Source organism: Paraburkholderia sp. RHO2 (assembly GCF_050955445.1).
GTDB lineage: Bacteria > Actinomycetota > Actinomycetes > Mycobacteriales > Mycobacteriaceae > Prescottella > Prescottella agglutinans_A.
On the sequence record NZ_CP162617.1, the window covers coordinates 2,460,710 to 2,476,180 of the forward strand.

At 69.8% G+C, this 15,471-nt stretch carries 14 protein-coding genes; all 14 read left to right on the plus strand.

Annotated features, from left to right (window positions below; all coding sequences use genetic code 11):
- The first annotated feature begins 1 nt into the window (after position 1).
- The 14 genes from ABTV10_RS11380 (at position 2) to tpiA (ending at position 15,448) form a co-directional block, all read left to right on the plus strand.
- Positions 2-2,377, plus strand: a complete 2,376-nt coding sequence (locus tag ABTV10_RS11380) for a glycoside hydrolase family 65 protein (RefSeq protein WP_499034795.1) — start codon at positions 2-4, stop codon at positions 2,375-2,377.
- Positions 2,378-2,387: 10 nt separating this feature from the next.
- On the plus strand, positions 2,388-3,071 hold the full coding sequence (rpe, locus tag ABTV10_RS11385; RefSeq protein ID WP_433612739.1) for a ribulose-phosphate 3-epimerase: 684 nt from the start codon (positions 2,388-2,390) through the stop codon (positions 3,069-3,071).
- Between the two features lie 10 nt (positions 3,072-3,081).
- On the plus strand, positions 3,082-4,131 hold the full coding sequence (gene ribD / locus ABTV10_RS11390) for a bifunctional diaminohydroxyphosphoribosylaminopyrimidine deaminase/5-amino-6-(5-phosphoribosylamino)uracil reductase RibD (protein ID WP_499034797.1): 1,050 nt from the start codon (positions 3,082-3,084) through the stop codon (positions 4,129-4,131).
- Positions 4,132-4,194: 63 nt separating this feature from the next.
- Positions 4,195-4,815 (plus strand): riboflavin synthase, encoded by a 621-nt coding sequence (locus ABTV10_RS11395; protein WP_499034798.1) that lies wholly within the window; start codon positions 4,195-4,197, stop codon positions 4,813-4,815.
- A 98-nt stretch (positions 4,816-4,913) separates the two neighbouring features.
- On the plus strand, positions 4,914-6,161 hold the full coding sequence (locus tag ABTV10_RS11400; RefSeq protein ID WP_499034799.1) for a bifunctional 3,4-dihydroxy-2-butanone-4-phosphate synthase/GTP cyclohydrolase II: 1,248 nt from the start codon (positions 4,914-4,916) through the stop codon (positions 6,159-6,161).
- Positions 6,158-6,655, plus strand: a complete 498-nt coding sequence (ribH, locus tag ABTV10_RS11405) for a 6,7-dimethyl-8-ribityllumazine synthase (RefSeq protein ID WP_433612747.1) — start codon at positions 6,158-6,160, stop codon at positions 6,653-6,655. The genes ABTV10_RS11400 and ribH overlap by 4 nt, the downstream gene beginning before the upstream one ends.
- Positions 6,652-7,113, plus strand: a complete 462-nt coding sequence (locus tag ABTV10_RS11410) for a PH domain-containing protein (protein WP_499034800.1) — start codon at positions 6,652-6,654, stop codon at positions 7,111-7,113. Before ribH ends, ABTV10_RS11410 begins: the two co-directional genes overlap by 4 nt.
- Positions 7,114-7,155: 42 nt before the next feature.
- Positions 7,156-9,276 carry an excinuclease ABC subunit UvrC gene (gene uvrC, locus ABTV10_RS11415; protein WP_499034802.1) on the plus strand — a complete coding sequence of 707 codons (2,121 nt, stop codon included), beginning with the start codon at positions 7,156-7,158 and terminating at the stop codon, positions 9,274-9,276.
- Complete coding sequence (gene rapZ / locus ABTV10_RS11420) at positions 9,273-10,172, plus strand: RNase adapter RapZ (protein ID WP_499034803.1); 900 nt, start codon at positions 9,273-9,275, stop codon at positions 10,170-10,172. Before uvrC ends, rapZ begins: the two co-directional genes overlap by 4 nt.
- A complete protein-coding gene (locus ABTV10_RS11425) occupies positions 10,169-11,233 on the plus strand; it encodes a gluconeogenesis factor YvcK family protein (protein ID WP_499034804.1) in 1,065 nt (354 codons plus the stop codon). Before rapZ ends, ABTV10_RS11425 begins: the two co-directional genes overlap by 4 nt.
- Entirely contained in the window at positions 11,230-12,207 is a 978-nt protein-coding gene (gene whiA, locus ABTV10_RS11430; RefSeq protein ID WP_499035159.1) for a DNA-binding protein WhiA, read from the plus strand. Before ABTV10_RS11425 ends, whiA begins: the two co-directional genes overlap by 4 nt.
- 216 nt (positions 12,208-12,423) lie before the next feature.
- Entirely contained in the window at positions 12,424-13,443 is a 1,020-nt protein-coding gene (gene gap, locus ABTV10_RS11435) for a type I glyceraldehyde-3-phosphate dehydrogenase (RefSeq protein ID WP_420166012.1), read from the plus strand.
- A gap of 4 nt (positions 13,444-13,447) precedes the next feature.
- Positions 13,448-14,659 (plus strand): phosphoglycerate kinase, encoded by a 1,212-nt coding sequence (locus ABTV10_RS11440; protein ID WP_499034806.1) that lies wholly within the window; start codon positions 13,448-13,450, stop codon positions 14,657-14,659.
- 3 nt (positions 14,660-14,662) lie between these two features.
- A complete protein-coding gene (tpiA, locus tag ABTV10_RS11445; RefSeq protein ID WP_280760659.1) occupies positions 14,663-15,448 on the plus strand; it encodes a triose-phosphate isomerase in 786 nt (261 codons plus the stop codon).
- Positions 15,449-15,471 lie beyond the last annotated feature (23 nt).

Consider the following 15,471-nt stretch of genomic DNA (forward strand, 5'->3'; position numbering starts at 1 on the left):
CGTGATCACTCATCCCGCGTTCCCGGTCGAGCCCTGGAGCCTGCACGCGACGAGCCTCGATCTCGGGGTGCTCGCGCAGACCGAATCCCTGTTCACCGTCGCCAACGGCCACCTCGGTTGGCGGGGCAACCTCGACGAGGGCGATCCGCACGGACTGCCGGGCAGCTACCTCGCCGGCGTCTACGAGGTCCGCCCCATGCCGTACGCCGAGCCAGGCTACGGCTACCCGAACTCCGGCGAGACCATCATCAACATCACCGACGGCAAGATCGTGCGCCTGCTGATCGACGACGAGCCGTTCGACGTCCGGCGCGGTCGCGTCCTGAAACACGAGCAGGAGCTGGACCTGCGGGCCGGCGTGCTGCGCCGCATCGTCGAGTGGCGGTCGCCCGCGGGCCGGACCGTCCGGCTGAGCACCACCAGGGTCGTGTCGTTCACCCAGCGTGCGATCGGCGCCGTCGACTACCGGGTGGAGGCGCTCGACGGACCGGCCCGGGTGGTGCTGCAGTCCGAACTCGTCGCCAACGAGCCGATGCCCGACGCCGAGGCGGACCCACGCGCGGCGGCGGTGCTGGCCGAGCCGCTGTTCGCCGAGGAGAACTTCGCCCACGACGCACTGGTGCAGCTCATGCACACGACGAGTGAGAGCGGGCTGCGTGTGGCCGTCGGCATGGATCACGACGTGTCGGGCCCGCACCTGCACGTCGCGTCCGAGAGCTACCCGGATCAGGGGCGGGTCACGATCGCCTCGCAGCTCGCGTCCGGCGAGCAGGTGAGGATGGTCAAGTACGTCGCCCACGCGTGGTCGGCGCGCCGGACCGCCCCGGCGATGCGCGACGAGGTGGCCGGTGAGCTGACCATCGCGCGGGAAATGGGTTGGGGCGGGCTGATTTCCGAGCAGCGCGCGTTCCTGGACGAGTTCTGGGCGCGCGCCGACGTGGTCGTCGACGGTGACCCGGCGGTGCAGCAGGCGGTTCGATTCGCGCTGTTCCACATCCTGCAGGCGTCGGCGCGCGCAGAAGGTGTCGCGATCGCGTCGAAGGGGCTCACCGGCCGCGGCTACGACGGGCACGCGTTCTGGGACACCGAGATGTTCGTCCTCCCGGTGCTGACGTCGGTCTTCCCGAAGGCCGTCGCCCACGCCCTGCGCTGGCGGCACTCCACGCTGGCGACCACCCGGGACCGGGCGCGACAGTTGGGGTTCGCCGGTGCGGCGTTTCCGTGGCGGACGATCACCGGCAAGGAGTGCAGCGGGTACTGGCCCGCCGGGGCCGCCGCGTTCCACGTCAACGCCGCCGTCGCCCGCGCCGTCATCGGATACCTGCGGGCGAACGGCGACACCGACTTCGAGCGCTCCGTGGGACTGGACCTGCTCGTGGAGACGGCGCGGTTGTGGCGATCCCTCGGCTACGTCGGCGAGGACGGACGGTTCCGGATCGACGGGGTCACCGGCCCCGACGAGTACAGCGCGCTGGTGCGAAACAACCTGTACACCAACCTCATGGCGCGCGAGAACCTGACCGCGGCCGTGTCGGTCGTCGAACGGCACCGTGATCGGATGCCGGATCTCGGCATCACCGACGAGGAACTCGACGGATGGCGGGCGGCGGCCGACGGCATGTTCGTGCCGTACGACGAGCGCCTCGGCGTGCACCCACAGTCGTCGGGATTCACCGACCGCGAGGTGTGGGACTTCGCGGCGACTCCGCCCGAGCACTATCCGCTGCTGCTGCACTATCCGTACTTCGACCTCTACCGCAAGCAGGTGGTCAAGCAGGCCGACGTCGTGTTGGCGATGCAGTGGGTGCCCGACGCGTTCACCGCGGACGAGCGGGCGCGGAACTTCGCGTACTACGAGCGGATGACCGTGCGGGACTCGTCGCTGTCGGCGTGCAGTCAGGCGGTGGTCGCCGCGGACGTCGGGGCGATGGATCTCGCCTACGACTATCTGGGGGAGACGGCGCTGATCGATCTGCTCGACCTGGAACACAACACACGCGACGGCCTGCACCTGGCGTCGCTGGCAGGTATCTGGATCGCGCTCGTCCAGGGGTTCGGTGGCGCGCGGCGCAGGCGTTCCAGGCTGACCTTCCGGCCGGCGTTGCCGCGCGGTATCGATCGGCTCGCGTTCGGTGTCGCCGCGGCGGGGTGCCGGCTGCGGATCGAGATCGACCGGATCGAGACGCGATACCGACTCATCCACGGCGACGACCTGACCATCGACCACGACGGCACTCCGGTAACGTTGCGCGGCAACGATGTTCGGGTGATGCGGACGGTCCGCCCGCCGATGGGGCCGGTGGCGACGCAACCGCCCGGCCGGGAACCCCTGCGCCGACACCCCGGCAGCGACGAGGGTTCGGCGCCTGCCGACTAAACTCGCCCCCGTGGCAACCCCGATGATCGCTCCTTCCATTCTCTCCGCCGACTTCGCGCGTCTCGCCGAGGAGGCCGACGCCGTCGCCGGTGCCGACTGGCTGCACGTGGACGTGATGGACGCCCACTTCGTTCCGAATCTGACGCTCGGCCTGCCGGTGGTGCAGAGCCTGCTGAAGGCGACCGACATCCCGCTCGACTGCCACCTGATGATCGACGATCCGGGTCGTTGGGCGCCGCCGTACGCGGAGGCCGGCGCGCACAACGTCACCTTCCATGCCGAGGCCACCGACGACCCGGTCGCCGTCGCCCGCGACATCCGCGCCGCGGGCGCCAAGGCGGGGCTGAGCATCAAGCCGAACACCCCGATCGAGCCGTACCTCGAGATCCTGAAGAACTTCGACACACTGCTCGTGATGAGCGTCGAGCCGGGCTTCGGCGGCCAGTCGTTCATCCCGACCGTGCTGGACAAGGCCCGCGCCGTCCGCAAGCTCGTCGACGCGGGCGAGCTGCGTCTGCTGGTCGAGATCGACGGCGGCATCAACGTCGACACCGTCGAGCAGGCCGCGGAGGCGGGCGTCGACTGCTTCGTCGCCGGGTCGGCCGTCTACGGCGCCGCCGATCCCGCCGCCGCCGTCCGTGGGCTGCGGGAGCAGGCCGCCAAGGCGTCGCCGCACCTGACGCTGTCGATCTGACGAGCCGGTCATGACGACGTTCGGGCGTGCCCACGAGGCCGCGATGCGGCTCGCGATCGACGCCTCCCACGGCGTCCGGGGCACCACGAGCCCGAATCCGCCGGTCGGGGCGGTGATTCTCGATGCAACCGGCGAGATCGTCGGGATCGGTGCCACGCAGCCGCCCGGGGGACCGCACGCCGAGGTCGTCGCGCTGACCGAGGCCGGGGAACGTGCCCGGGGCGGCACCGCCGTCGTCACCCTGGAACCGTGCAACCACTACGGCCGCACCGGGCCGTGTTCGCAGGCGCTCGTCGATGCCGGGATCGCGGCAGTGCACTACGCGGTGAGCGATCCCAACCCGGCGGCCTCGGGCGGCGCCGACACGCTCCGGAAGGCCGGCGTCGTGGTGTTCGGGGGCACGCTCGTCGACGACGTCGAACGGGGACCGCTGCGCGCGTGGCTCCACCGGCAGCGAACCGGCCGGCCGCACGTGACGTGGAAGTTCGCCGCGACCCTCGACGGCCGCAGCGCCGCCGAGGACGGCACCAGCCAGTGGATCACCGGCCCCGAAGCGCGGGCCCGGGTGCACGCCGACCGGGCGCGGCTCGACGCGATCGTCGTCGGTACCGGGACCGTGCTGGCAGACGATCCGTGGCTGACGGCCCGGCTGCCCGACGGTTCCCTCGCCCCGCATCAGCCCCTGCGCGTCGTCGTGGGGAAACGTGCGATCCCGTCCACCGCGCGGGTGCTCGACGACGCGGCGCCCACGCTGGTAATGCGCACCCACGCCGTCGCCGACGTCCTCGCTGCCCTCGCCGATCAGGACGACGTCCTGGTCGAGGGCGGGCCGCGGCTCGCGGGGGCGTTCCTCGCGGCCGGCCGGATCGACCGCGTCCAGGCATACATCGCGCCGGTCGTGTTGGGTGCGGGGTCCCACGCAGTGGAAGGCGCAGGGGTCCGGACCATCGCCGAGGCGTTACGGTTTCGGCGAGAGAGCGTCGAGGCGATCGGCGACGACCTGTTGTTGAACCTGATCCCGGAACAATCGGGCCGCACCGCGGCGTGGGATCGTCCGTGACGTGATCCCTTTCGGGATCACCGCCGAACCGATCCTGCGGGATCCGAAGGAGTGAGCGAAGACATGTTCACCGGAATCGTCGAAGAACTCGGCGAGATCGTCGCCAAGGAAGACCTGGCGGACGCGGCCCGGTTCACGGTCCGTGGCCCTGTGGTCACCGCCGACGCCGGCCACGGCGATTCGATCGCGGTCAACGGCGTCTGCCTCACCGTCGTCGACGTCCTCGACGGCGAGGCGTTCACGGCCGACGTGATGCGGGAGACCCTCGTGCGGTCGAGCCTCGGCGCTCTCGCGGTCGGCAGCCGCGTCAACCTCGAGCGCGCCGCCGCCGTCAACAGCCGGCTGGGCGGCCACATCGTCCAGGGCCACATCGACACGGTCGGGACGGTCATTTCACGCAGCCCGTCCGAGAACTGGACGGTGGTGCGCATCTCGCTGCCGTCGAGCATCTCGCGTTACGTCGTGGAGAAGGGATCGATCACGGTCGACGGGGTGTCCCTGACCGTGTCGGCGCTCGGTGGCGAACCGGGCGCCGAGTACTTCGAGATCTCGCTGATCCCGACGACGCTGGCGCTGACCACCCTCGGCTCGGCGGAACCGGGAACCCCGGTCAACCTCGAGGTCGACGTCATCGCCAAGTACGTCGAGCGCCTGCACACCGCCGCCGCCCGACAGCCGGAATAACGACCTCGTATCGAAGGGTCGTACTGTTGAGGTGCATCTGAAGCGATGCACCGGGACATACTCGAGCACACCAGTTCAAGATTTTGGAGCCCAAGCACGTGACCAGGTTCGACAGCATCGAGCGCGCAGTCGCCGACATCGCCGCAGGTAAGGCGGTTGTGGTGGTCGACGACGAGGACCGCGAGAACGAGGGCGACCTCATCTTCGCGGCCGAGAAGGCCACCCCGGAACTCGTGGCGTTCATGGTGCGCTACACGTCCGGCTACCTGTGTGTTCCGCTCGACGGCGAGGACTGTGACCGACTCGGTCTCCCGCCGATGTATGCGACCAACCAGGACAAGCACGGCACCGCGTACACCGTCACGGTCGACGCGCGCGACGGCATCGGCACCGGCATCTCGGCCTCCGACCGGGCCGCGACGATGCGGTTGCTGGCCGACCCGAACAGCGGCGCCCAGGACTTCACCCGTCCCGGTCACGTTGTTCCGCTGCGGGCCAAGGAAGGCGGCGTCCTGCGTCGTCCGGGTCACACCGAGGCCGCGGTCGACCTCGCCCGCATGGCGGACCTGCGTCCGGCCGGCGTGATCTGCGAGATCGTCAGCCAGAAGGACGAGGGCCACATGGCCCAGACCGAGGAGCTGCGGGTCTTCGCCGACGACCACGACCTGGCGCTCATCTCGATCGCGGACCTGATTGCGTGGCGCCGCAAGCACGAGAAGCACGTCGTGCGCGTCGCCGAGGCCCGCATCCCCACCCGCCACGGCGACTTCACCGCCGTCGGGTACAAGAGCATCTACGACGAGGTCGAGCACGTCGCCCTCGTCCGCGGTGACATCTCGGCCGACGACGGCACCGATGTGCTGGTTCGCGTCCACTCCGAGTGCCTCACCGGCGACGTCTTCGGCTCGCTGCGCTGCGACTGCGGCCCGCAGCTCGACGCCGCGCTCGACATGATCGCGCAGGAGGGCCGTGGTGTGGTCCTGTACATGCGCGGCCACGAGGGCCGGGGCATCGGCCTGATGCACAAGCTGCAGGCCTACCAGCTGCAGGACGCCGGCTCCGATACGGTCGACGCCAACCTCCAGCTCGGCCTGCCGGCCGACGCGCGGGACTACGGCATCGGCGCGCAGATCCTGGTCGACCTCGGCATCAAGTCGATGCGCCTGTTGACCAACAACCCGGCCAAGCGGGTCGGTCTCGACGGCTACGGGCTGCAGATCATCGACCGGGTCCCGATGCCGCTGCGCGCGAACGCGGAGAACCTGACGTACCTGCGTACCAAGCGCGACCGCATGGGCCACGACCTCATCGGGCTCGACGAGTTCGAGGCCGGTGACGCGCTGTGAGCGGGGTGGGACGCCCCGACCTGCAGCTCGGGATGGCGAAGGACCTCAAGCTCGCGATCGTCGCCGGTCAGTGGCATCCCGAGATCAGCGAGGCGCTGATCGCGGGTGCCAAGCGGGTGGCGAAGCAGGCGCAGATCGAAGAGCCGACGCTGGTACGGGTCGCGGGCGCGATCGAGCTCCCCGTCGTCGCGCAGGAGCTTGCCAAGTCGCACGACGCCGTCGTGGCGCTCGGTGTCGTGATCCGCGGCGGCACGCCGCACTTCGAGTACGTGTGCGACGCGGTCACCGCGGGCCTCACCCGTGTGTCGCTCGACGAGGGCACCCCGGTCGGCAACGGTGTGCTCACCACGGACAACGAGCAGCAGGCGCTGGACCGTTCCGGTCTGCCCGGCTCGCTCGAGGACAAGGGTGGCGAGGCGTGCGCCGCGGCGATCGACACGGCCGTCACGCTGGCGCAGCTGCGGCGCAGCCGGACGGGGTCGACGTCGCGATGAGCTCTGCGCAGGGCGAGTGGGACTTCGAGGTCCGCTCGAAGAAGTCGGCGCGCTACGCGTGGATCGCGGCCGGGGTGCTGGTGCTGGTGCACGTCACACTCGCGATCCTGCTGCGGTCGTCGGCGACCGGCGTCTACTTCCGGCTGGTGGACCAGTTCGCGATGGCGGGCATCGGCGTCCTCCTTGCGTGCGGCGTCCTGCTGCTCACGCGGCCGCGTCTGCGGGTAGGTCCTCGCGGCATCGCCGTCCGCAACGTGCTCGGTGAGCGTGTGGTCGAGTGGGACCTCGAGCAGGGACTGTCCTTCCCGGAGGGTGCGGCGTGGGCGCGGATCGAACTGCCCGACGACGAATACGTGCCGGTGATGGCGATTCAGGCGAACGACGGCGACCACGCCGTCGACGCCGTCCACCGGTTCCGGGAGCTCGAGGCGAAGTACACGAGCTCGCGCACGGAGTGACTGCGAGCGGATACCGTCGGTACCGCCGACTAGCCTTGAATCGTGCCTGATCCTTCGACGTATCGTCCCGCGCCCGGAACCATCCCGGTGGAGCCGGGCGTGTACAAATTCCGTGATCCGCACGGCCGCGTCATCTACGTCGGCAAGGCGAAGAGCCTGCGTTCGCGGCTCAATTCGTACTTCGCCGACGTCTCGTCGCTGCATCCGCGGACCCGGCAGATGGTCACCACCGCCGGCAGTGTCGAGTGGACGGTCGTCAGCACCGAGGTCGAGGCGCTCCAGCTCGAGTACAACTGGATCAAGGAGTTCGATCCGCGGTTCAACGTCCGGTACCGGGACGACAAGACGTACCCGGTGCTCGCGGTCACGCTGAACGAGGAGTTCCCGCGGCTGTTCGTCTACCGCGGTCCGCGCCGCAAGGGCGTGCGCTACTTCGGTCCGTACTCGCACGCGTGGGCCATCCGCGAGACGCTCGACCTGCTGCTACGGGTGTTCCCGGCACGGACATGCTCGGCGGGAGTCTTCAAGCGGCACAACCAGATCGGGCGGCCGTGCCTACTCGGCTACATCGACAAGTGCTCGGCCCCGTGCGTCGGCCGCGTGAGTGCGGCCGAGCATCGACAGATCGTCGAGGACTTCTGTGACTTCCTGTCCGGCCGCACCGACCGGCTCGTTCGGCAGCTCGAGACCCGGATGCAGGAGGCGGCCGAGGACCTCGACTTCGAGACCGCGGCGCGGCTGCGGGACGACGTCGGCGCGCTGAAGAAGGCGCTCGAGAAGCAGGCCGTCGTCCTCGGTGACGGCACCGACGCGGACCTCGTGGCGTTCGCGTCCGACGATCTCGAGGTCGCGGTACAGGTGTTCCATGTCCGGGGCGGCCGGGTGCGCGGCCAGCGCGGATGGGTGGTCGAGAAGGCCGGCGACGTCATCGAGCGCGACGCCGTCGCCCGCGACGGCGCCGATGCCGGTTCCGCTGGGGCCGACTCCGAGGCCGCGATCCTTGTCGAGCAGTTCCTCACCCAGTTCTACGGCGAGCAGGCCGCCCTCGACGCGGGCGGGAGTCCGGCCGACCAGCCGGCCAACGTCGTCCCCCGGGAGGTCCTGGTGCCGGTGCTGCCGCGCAACACCGACGAGGTCCAGCAGTGGCTGAGTACGCTGCGCGGGTCGGCCGTCAAGCTGCGCGTCCCGCAGCGCGGAGACAAGAAGGCGCTCGCCGAGACCGTCGAGCGGAACGCGAAAGAGGCGCTGGCGCAGCACAAGCTGAAGCGGGCCGGTGACTTCACCTCGCGGTCGGCGGCGCTGCAGGGCATCCAGGAGGCGCTCGACCTCGACTCCGCGCCGCTGCGGATCGAATGCGTCGACATCAGCCACGTGCAGGGCACCGACGTCGTGGCGTCGCTCGTCGTGTTCGAGGACGGGCTCCCGCGCAAGTCCGACTACCGGCACTACGCGATCAAGGAGGCGGCCGGCGACGGCCGCTCCGACGACGTCGCCAGCATCGCCGAAGTCACCCGCCGGCGGTTTCTGCGGCACAACCGGGACACGGCGGTCGCCGGAGACGGCGGCGATCTCGCTCCGGAGGCCGCGCTGGACCCGCAGACCGGTCGTCCGCGCAAGTTCGCGTACCCGCCGAACCTGTTCGTCGTGGACGGCGGTGCCCCGCAGGTCGCGGCGGCCGCGGAGGTGCTCGACGAACTCGGTATCACCGACGTCGCCGTCGTCGGCCTCGCGAAACGGCTCGAGGAGGTGTGGGTGCCCGGGGAGGAGGACCCGGTGATCCTGCCGCGCACGAGCGAGTCGCTGTACCTGCTCCAGCGCGTCCGGGACGAGGCGCACCGGTTCGCGATCACGTTCCACCGCAGCAAGCGGTCGCGGCGGATGACGGCGTCCGCGCTGGATTCGGTGCGCGGCCTCGGCGAGACGCGGCGCACGGCGCTGGTCAAGCACTTCGGTTCGGTGGCGCGGTTGCGTAGCGCGACGATCGAGGAGATCACGGAGGTCCCCGGTATCGGTATCGCGACGGCGCGTGCCGTGCTCGACGCGCTCGGTGGCGCCGCCACGGAGCAGGACGCAGGGTCGGATGTCGCTGCGGGAGCGCCGACCGTGGGGGATGATGTGTCGGACATCGGCGTATCGGAACGAACAGGACAGAGTCTCCAGTGAACGACCAGCAGAAACGGGGGGAGGGCGGCATGGAGGTCGCGCTCGTCACGGGGTTGTCCGGGGCCGGGCTCAGCACGGCGGCCAAGGTCCTCGAGGACCTCGGCTGGTACGTCGTCGACAATCTGCCGCCGGAGCTGATCACGCGGATGGTCGACCTCGGTGTCGAGTCCGATCCGCCGATTCGCCGCCTGGCCGTCGTGATCGACGTCCGCAGCCGGCCGTTCTCGGGTGACCTCGGCCGCGTGATCGCCGCGCTCGAGCAGATGCCCGTCCAGATGCGGGTGCTGTACCTGGAGGCCAATGACTCGGTGCTGATCCGCCGCTTCGAGCACGTGCGGCGCAGTCATCCGCTGCAGAGCGACAGCAAGGAAGGCACGCTGTCGGAGGGGATCGCCGCCGAGCGCGCGCAGTTGGCCCACGTCAAGGCGGCGGCCGACCTGGTCGTCGACACGTCGTCGCTCGCGGTCCGCGAGCTGCGCGAGAAGATCGAGACGGCGTTCGGCGGTGAGGGCAGCGGCGAGATCCAGGTCACGGTGCAGTCCTTCGGGTTCAAGCACGGCCTGCCGATGGACGCGGACCTGGTGTGCGACGTCCGGTTCCTGCCGAATCCGCACTGGATTCCGGAACTGCGCGAACACACCGGACTGGAGGATGCGGTGCGGGACTACGTCCTGTCTCGAGACGGGGCCGAGGAATACCTCGACACGTACCTGCGCCTGCTGGAATTGACGACGGCGGGATACCGCCGGGAGGGAAAGCGCTACATGACGATCGCGGTCGGGTGCACCGGCGGCAAGCATCGCAGCGTGGCCATGTCGGAGGCGCTCGCGGCACTTCTCCGGAAGGAGGACGGTCTCGCCGTCCGTGTCGTCCACCGCGACGTGGGGCGCGAATGAGCGACGATCGACAGCGTGGGGACAGCCGCGCGCCTCGCATCGTCGCGTTCGGCGGAGGTCACGGCCTGTACGCGACGCTCAGCGCGGCGCGGAGACTGAGTTCGGACGTCACCGCGGTGGTGACGGTCGCGGACGACGGTGGGTCCTCGGGTCGGCTGCGCAGCGAACTCGGTGTGATCCCGCCGGGTGACCTGCGCATGGCGCTGGCCGCGCTCGCGGCGAGAGAGCCGCACGTGCAGGCGTGGACCGATACCGTCCAGCACCGCTTCGGCGGCACGGGTGCGCTGGCCGGCCACTCCGTCGGCAACCTGATCCTCGCCGGACTCACCGAGGTGCTGGGCGACACGGTCGCGGCCCTCGACACCGTCGCCCGGCTGCTCGAGGTCGAGGGGCGTGTGCTGCCCATGTCCCGGGTCGCGCTCGAGATCGAGGCGGACGTCGTCGGGCTCGAGACCGATCCCCGCGTCAGCCGCTGCATCCGCGGCCAGGTTGCGGTCGCCACGACGCCGGGGAAGGTCCGCAGGGTGCGGCTGCGGCCGGCCAACCCGCCCGCGTGCCCGGAGGCACTCGCGGCGGTCGACGTGGCCGACCTCGTCGTACTCGGGCCGGGATCGTGGTTCTCGAGCGTCATTCCGCATGTCCTCGTTCCGGAACTTCTCGATACGGTGAGGCGGGCGTCGGCACGCAAGGTGCTGATCCTCAACCTCGCGCCGGAACCGGGGGAGACCGCCGGATTCTCCGCGGAGCGCCATCTCCACGTACTCTGCCAGCACGCACCGGACCTGCGCGTGGACCACGTCGTCGTCGACTCGGCGTCGGTTCCGGCGGGCCGCGAACGCGAGCACCTGTGCCGGGCCGCCGAGCAGCTGGGTGCGAAGGTCGTGTACGCGGACGTCGCGGAGGACGGGACCCACAGGCATCACGCGGGCAAGCTCGCCGTTGTGCTGGACCGGCTCTCCGCGCCGGCGCCCTTCGGTGCCGGTCCGGGGGACACGCACGACGTGAACGAACAGGCCGCCGAACGGACAGTCGGGGGAAGGGAGAGCGCCACGTGGCGATGACAGCCGAGGTCAAGGACGAGCTCAGCAGGCTCACGGTCACGCAGGTCAGCTGCCGCAAGGCGGAGGTGTCGTCGCTGCTGCGGTTCGCGGGCGGACTGCACATCGTCGGCGGCCGCGTCGTCGTGGAGGCCGAGGTGGACATGGGATCGATCGCGCGCCGGTTGCGCGGCGAGATCCTCGACCTGTACGGCTACCACTCCGACGTGCACGTGCTCAGCGCGGGTGGCCTGCGCAAGGGGTCGCGGTACGTCGTGCGGGTCGCCAAGGACGGTGAGGCGCTCGCGCGCAGGACCGGGCTGCTCGACATGCGCGGTCGGCCGGTGCGCGGCCTTCCCGCGCAGGTCGTCGGTGGCAGCGTCGGTGACGCAGAGGCGGCGTGGCGGGGCGCATTCCTGGCGCACGGGTCGTTGACCGAGCCGGGCCGCTCGTCGGCGCTCGAGGTCAGCTGCCCGGGCCCGGAGGCGGCGCTCGCGCTCGTCGGTGCCGCGCGTCGGCTGGGTATCACCGCGAAGGCCCGCGAGGTCCGCGGGACCGACCGTGTCGTCGTCCGCGACGGTGAGGCGATCGGCGCCCTGCTCACCCGGATGGGGGCGCAGGACACGCGCCTGACGTGGGAGGAACGCCGCATGCGGCGCGAGGTGCGGGCCACCGCGAACCGTCTGGCCAATTTCGACGACGCCAATCTGCGGCGCTCGGCTCGGGCGGCCGTCGCCGCCGCGGCGCGCGTGGAGCGGGCGCTCGAGATCCTCGGCGAGGAGGTCCCCGACCATCTCGCCGCGGCCGGCACCCTGCGCGTCAAGCACCGGCAAGCGTCGCTCGAGGAACTCGGGCAGCTCGCTGACCCGCCGATGACCAAGGACGCGGTGGCCGGACGCATCCGCCGACTGCTGTCGATGGCCGATCGTCGGGCCAAGGAGTTGGGTATCCCCGATACCGAGTCGGCGGTGACCCCCGAGTTGCTCGAAGAGGCCTGACGCGGGCGCGACCGGCCGGAAACCGACCCGTCGGATATGCCCGAGTTCCGGTGACCGGGGCAGATGCGCGCAGGTACCGGTGCGCGCACTAGGGTGGAACTCACATCGACCGATGAATCCCGCGTTTCGGTTCGATCCTCGTGGGTATCAAGGTGCTCGCGGGGATCGCGCGGGCGAAAACTGGCACACCAGAGTAGATGGGCAAAGGAGCTAACTGTGACGGTCCGGGTAGGCATCAACGGCTTCGGTCGTATCGGACGTAACTTCTTCAGGGCGGTCGATGCGCAGAAGGCGCTCGGCACCACCGACATCGAGATCGTGGCGGTCAACGACCTCACGGACAACGCGACGCTGGCTCACCTGCTCAAGTACGACTCGATCCTGGGTCGTCTGCCGCACGAGGTCTCGCTCGAGGGCGACGACACCATCGTCGTCGGTGACACCAAGATCAAGGCACTGGCGCACCGCGGCCCGCTGAACGAGCTGCCCTGGGGCGAGCTGGGCGTCGACGTCGTCGTCGAGTCGACGGGCATCTTCACGGACGCCGAGAAGGCCAAGGGCCACCTCGAGGCCGGTGCCAAGAAGGTCATCATCTCCGCGCCCGCCAAGGGCGAGGACATCACCATCGTGATGGGCGTCAACGACGACAAGTACGACGGCAGCCAGGACATCATCTCCAACGCGTCGTGCACCACCAACTGCCTCGGCCCGATCGCCAAGGTCCTCGACGACGAGTTCGGCATCGTCAAGGGTCTGATGACGACGGTCCACGCGTACACGCAGGACCAGAACCTGCAGGACGGCCCGCACAGCGATCTGCGTCGCGCCCGCGCCGCTGCGCTGAACGTCGTTCCGACCGGCACGGGTGCCGCCAAGGCGATCGGCCTGGTCCTCCCGCAGCTGCTGGGCAAGCTGGACGGCTACGCGCTGCGTGTGCCGATCCCGACGGGCTCGGTCACCGACCTCACCGTCAACCTGGCGAAGCCGGCCACGATCGCCGAGATCAACGCCGCGATGAAGGCTGCCGCCGAGGGCCCGCTGAAGGGCATCCTGAAGTACACCGAGGCTCCGATCGTGTCGTCGGACATCGTCACCGACCCGCACTCCTCGATCTTCGACGCCGGCCTGACCAAGGTCATCGACGACCAGGTCAAGGTTGTCTCGTGGTACGACAACGAGTGGGGCTACTCGAACCGCCTCGCGGACCTCATCGGCCTCGTCGCGAAGTCCCTCTGACGCCGTGGCTGTCAAGACGCTGAAGGACCTGCTGGACGAGGGAGTCGAGGGTCGTACCGTGCTGGTGCGCTCCGACCTCAATGTCCCGCTGGACAACGGAACCATCACCGACCCGGGCCGCATCGTCGCGTCCGCGCCGACCATCTCGGCGCTGGCGGAGGCGGGTGCCAAGGTCATCGTGATGGCGCACCTCGGCCGCCCCAAGGGCGAGTTCGACGCGGCGCTGTCGCTGGCCCCGGTCGCCGCGAAGCTCGGCGAGGTGCTGGGCCGCAACGTCCAGCTCGCCGGTGACGTCGTCGGCCAGGACGCGCTCGCGCGGTCCGAGGGCCTCACGGACGGCGATGTCCTCCTGCTGGAGAACATCCGTTTCGATCCGCGTGAGACCAGCAAGGACGACGCCGAGCGCGCGGCGCTCGCGAAGGCGCTCGTCGACCTGGTCGATGGGGAGGGCGCGTTCGTCTCCGACGGCTTCGGTGTCGTGCACCGCAAGCAGGCGTCGGTCTACGACATCGCCAAGCTGCTCCCGCACTACGCGGGCAACCTGGTCGCGGCCGAGGTCGAGGTCCTGCAGAAGCTGACGCAGGACTCCGAGCGCCCGTACGCGGTCGTGCTCGGTGGCTCGAAGGTGTCGGACAAGCTCGCCGTGATCGAGGCGTTGGCCCCCAAGGTCGACACCCTCGTCATCGGTGGCGGCATGTACTACACCTTCCTTGCGGCACAGGGCATCTCGGTCGGCAACTCGCTGTGCCAGGAAGAGATGATCGAGACCTGCAAGGGCCTGCTCGAGCGGTACGCGGACGTCATCCACATCCCGCAGGACGTGGTGATCGCCGATTCGTTCTCGGCGGACGCCGAGTCGCAGACGGTCTCCGTGTTGGAGATTCCGGACGGCTGGATGGGCCTGGACATCGGACCGCAGTCGGTGGACCGCTTTGCGGCGATCCTCTCGGGTGCCAAGACGGTGTTCTGGAACGGTCCGATGGGCGTGTTCGAGTTCGAGAAGTTCTCGGCCGGCACCAAGGGTGTGGCCGAGGCGATCATCGAGGCCACCGGCAAGGGCGCGTTCAGCGTCGTCGGCGGCGGCGATTCCGCGGCGGCCGTGCGTCAGCTCGGTCTGCCGGAGGACGGCTTCTCGCACATCTCGACCGGTGGCGGCGCCTCCCTCGAGTACCTCGAGGGCAAGACGCTTCCCGGCATCGCGGCGCTGGAGGACTGAGACATGGCACGCAAGCCTTTGATCGCCGGCAACTGGAAAATGAACCTCAACCACCTCGAGGCCATCGCCCTGGTGCAGAAGATCGCGTTCTCGTTGCCCGCGAAGTACTTCGAGAAGGTCGACGTGACGGTGATCCCGCCGTTCACCGACATCCGCAGCGTGCAGACGCTGGTCGAGGGTGACAAGCTCCTGCTCACCTACGGTGCGCAGGACGTGTCGGCCCACGAGTCGGGTGCGTACACCGGCGAGATCAGCGGTTCGATGCTGGCCAAGCTGGGCTGCACGTTCGTCGTCGTCGGTCACTCCGAGCGGCGCACGCTGCACGGCGAGTCCGACGAGACGGTGCTCGCGAAGACCAAGGCGGCGCTGGCGAACGGGATCACCCCGATCGTCTGCATCGGCGAGGGCCTCAACATCCGCGAGGCCGGCGAGCACGTGGCGTACAACGTTGCGCAGCTGAAGGGTTCGCTCGCGGGTCTGTCGGCCGACGAGATCTCCAAGATCGTCGTCGCGTACGAGCCCGTGTGGGCCATCGGCACCGGCAAGGTGGCCTCCGCCGCCGACGCGCAGGAAGTCTGCAAGGCGGTGCGCGACACGCTCGCCGAGCTCGCCTCGCCGGAGATCGCGCAGGACGTGCGCGTGCTCTACGGCGGATCGGTCAACGCCAAGAACGTCGGCGAGCTGGTGGCTCAGCCCGACGTCGACGGTGGACTGGTCGGCGGTGCGTCGCTCAAGGCGGACGAGTTCGCGACCCTGTCGGCGATTGCCGCCGGCGGACCGCTCCCGTGATCGGGTAGCAACCGAACGAGCGC

Bases quoted from the DNA above. Each gene is read 5' to 3' on its own strand.
- ABTV10_RS11425 (WP_499034804.1), top strand. From the start codon at position 10,169: ATGAGCGACGATCGACAGCGTGGGGACAGCCGCGCGCCTCGCATCGTC.
- whiA (WP_499035159.1), top strand. From the start codon at position 11,230: ATGACAGCCGAGGTCAAGGACGAGCTCAGCAGGCTCACGGTCACGCAG.
- ABTV10_RS11395 (WP_499034798.1), top strand. From the start codon at position 4,195: ATGTTCACCGGAATCGTCGAAGAACTCGGCGAGATCGTCGCCAAGGAA.
- tpiA (WP_280760659.1), top strand. From the start codon at position 14,663: ATGGCACGCAAGCCTTTGATCGCCGGCAACTGGAAAATGAACCTCAAC.
- ABTV10_RS11410 (WP_499034800.1), top strand. From the start codon at position 6,652: ATGAGCTCTGCGCAGGGCGAGTGGGACTTCGAGGTCCGCTCGAAGAAG.
- ribD (WP_499034797.1), top strand. From the start codon at position 3,082: ATGACGACGTTCGGGCGTGCCCACGAGGCCGCGATGCGGCTCGCGATC.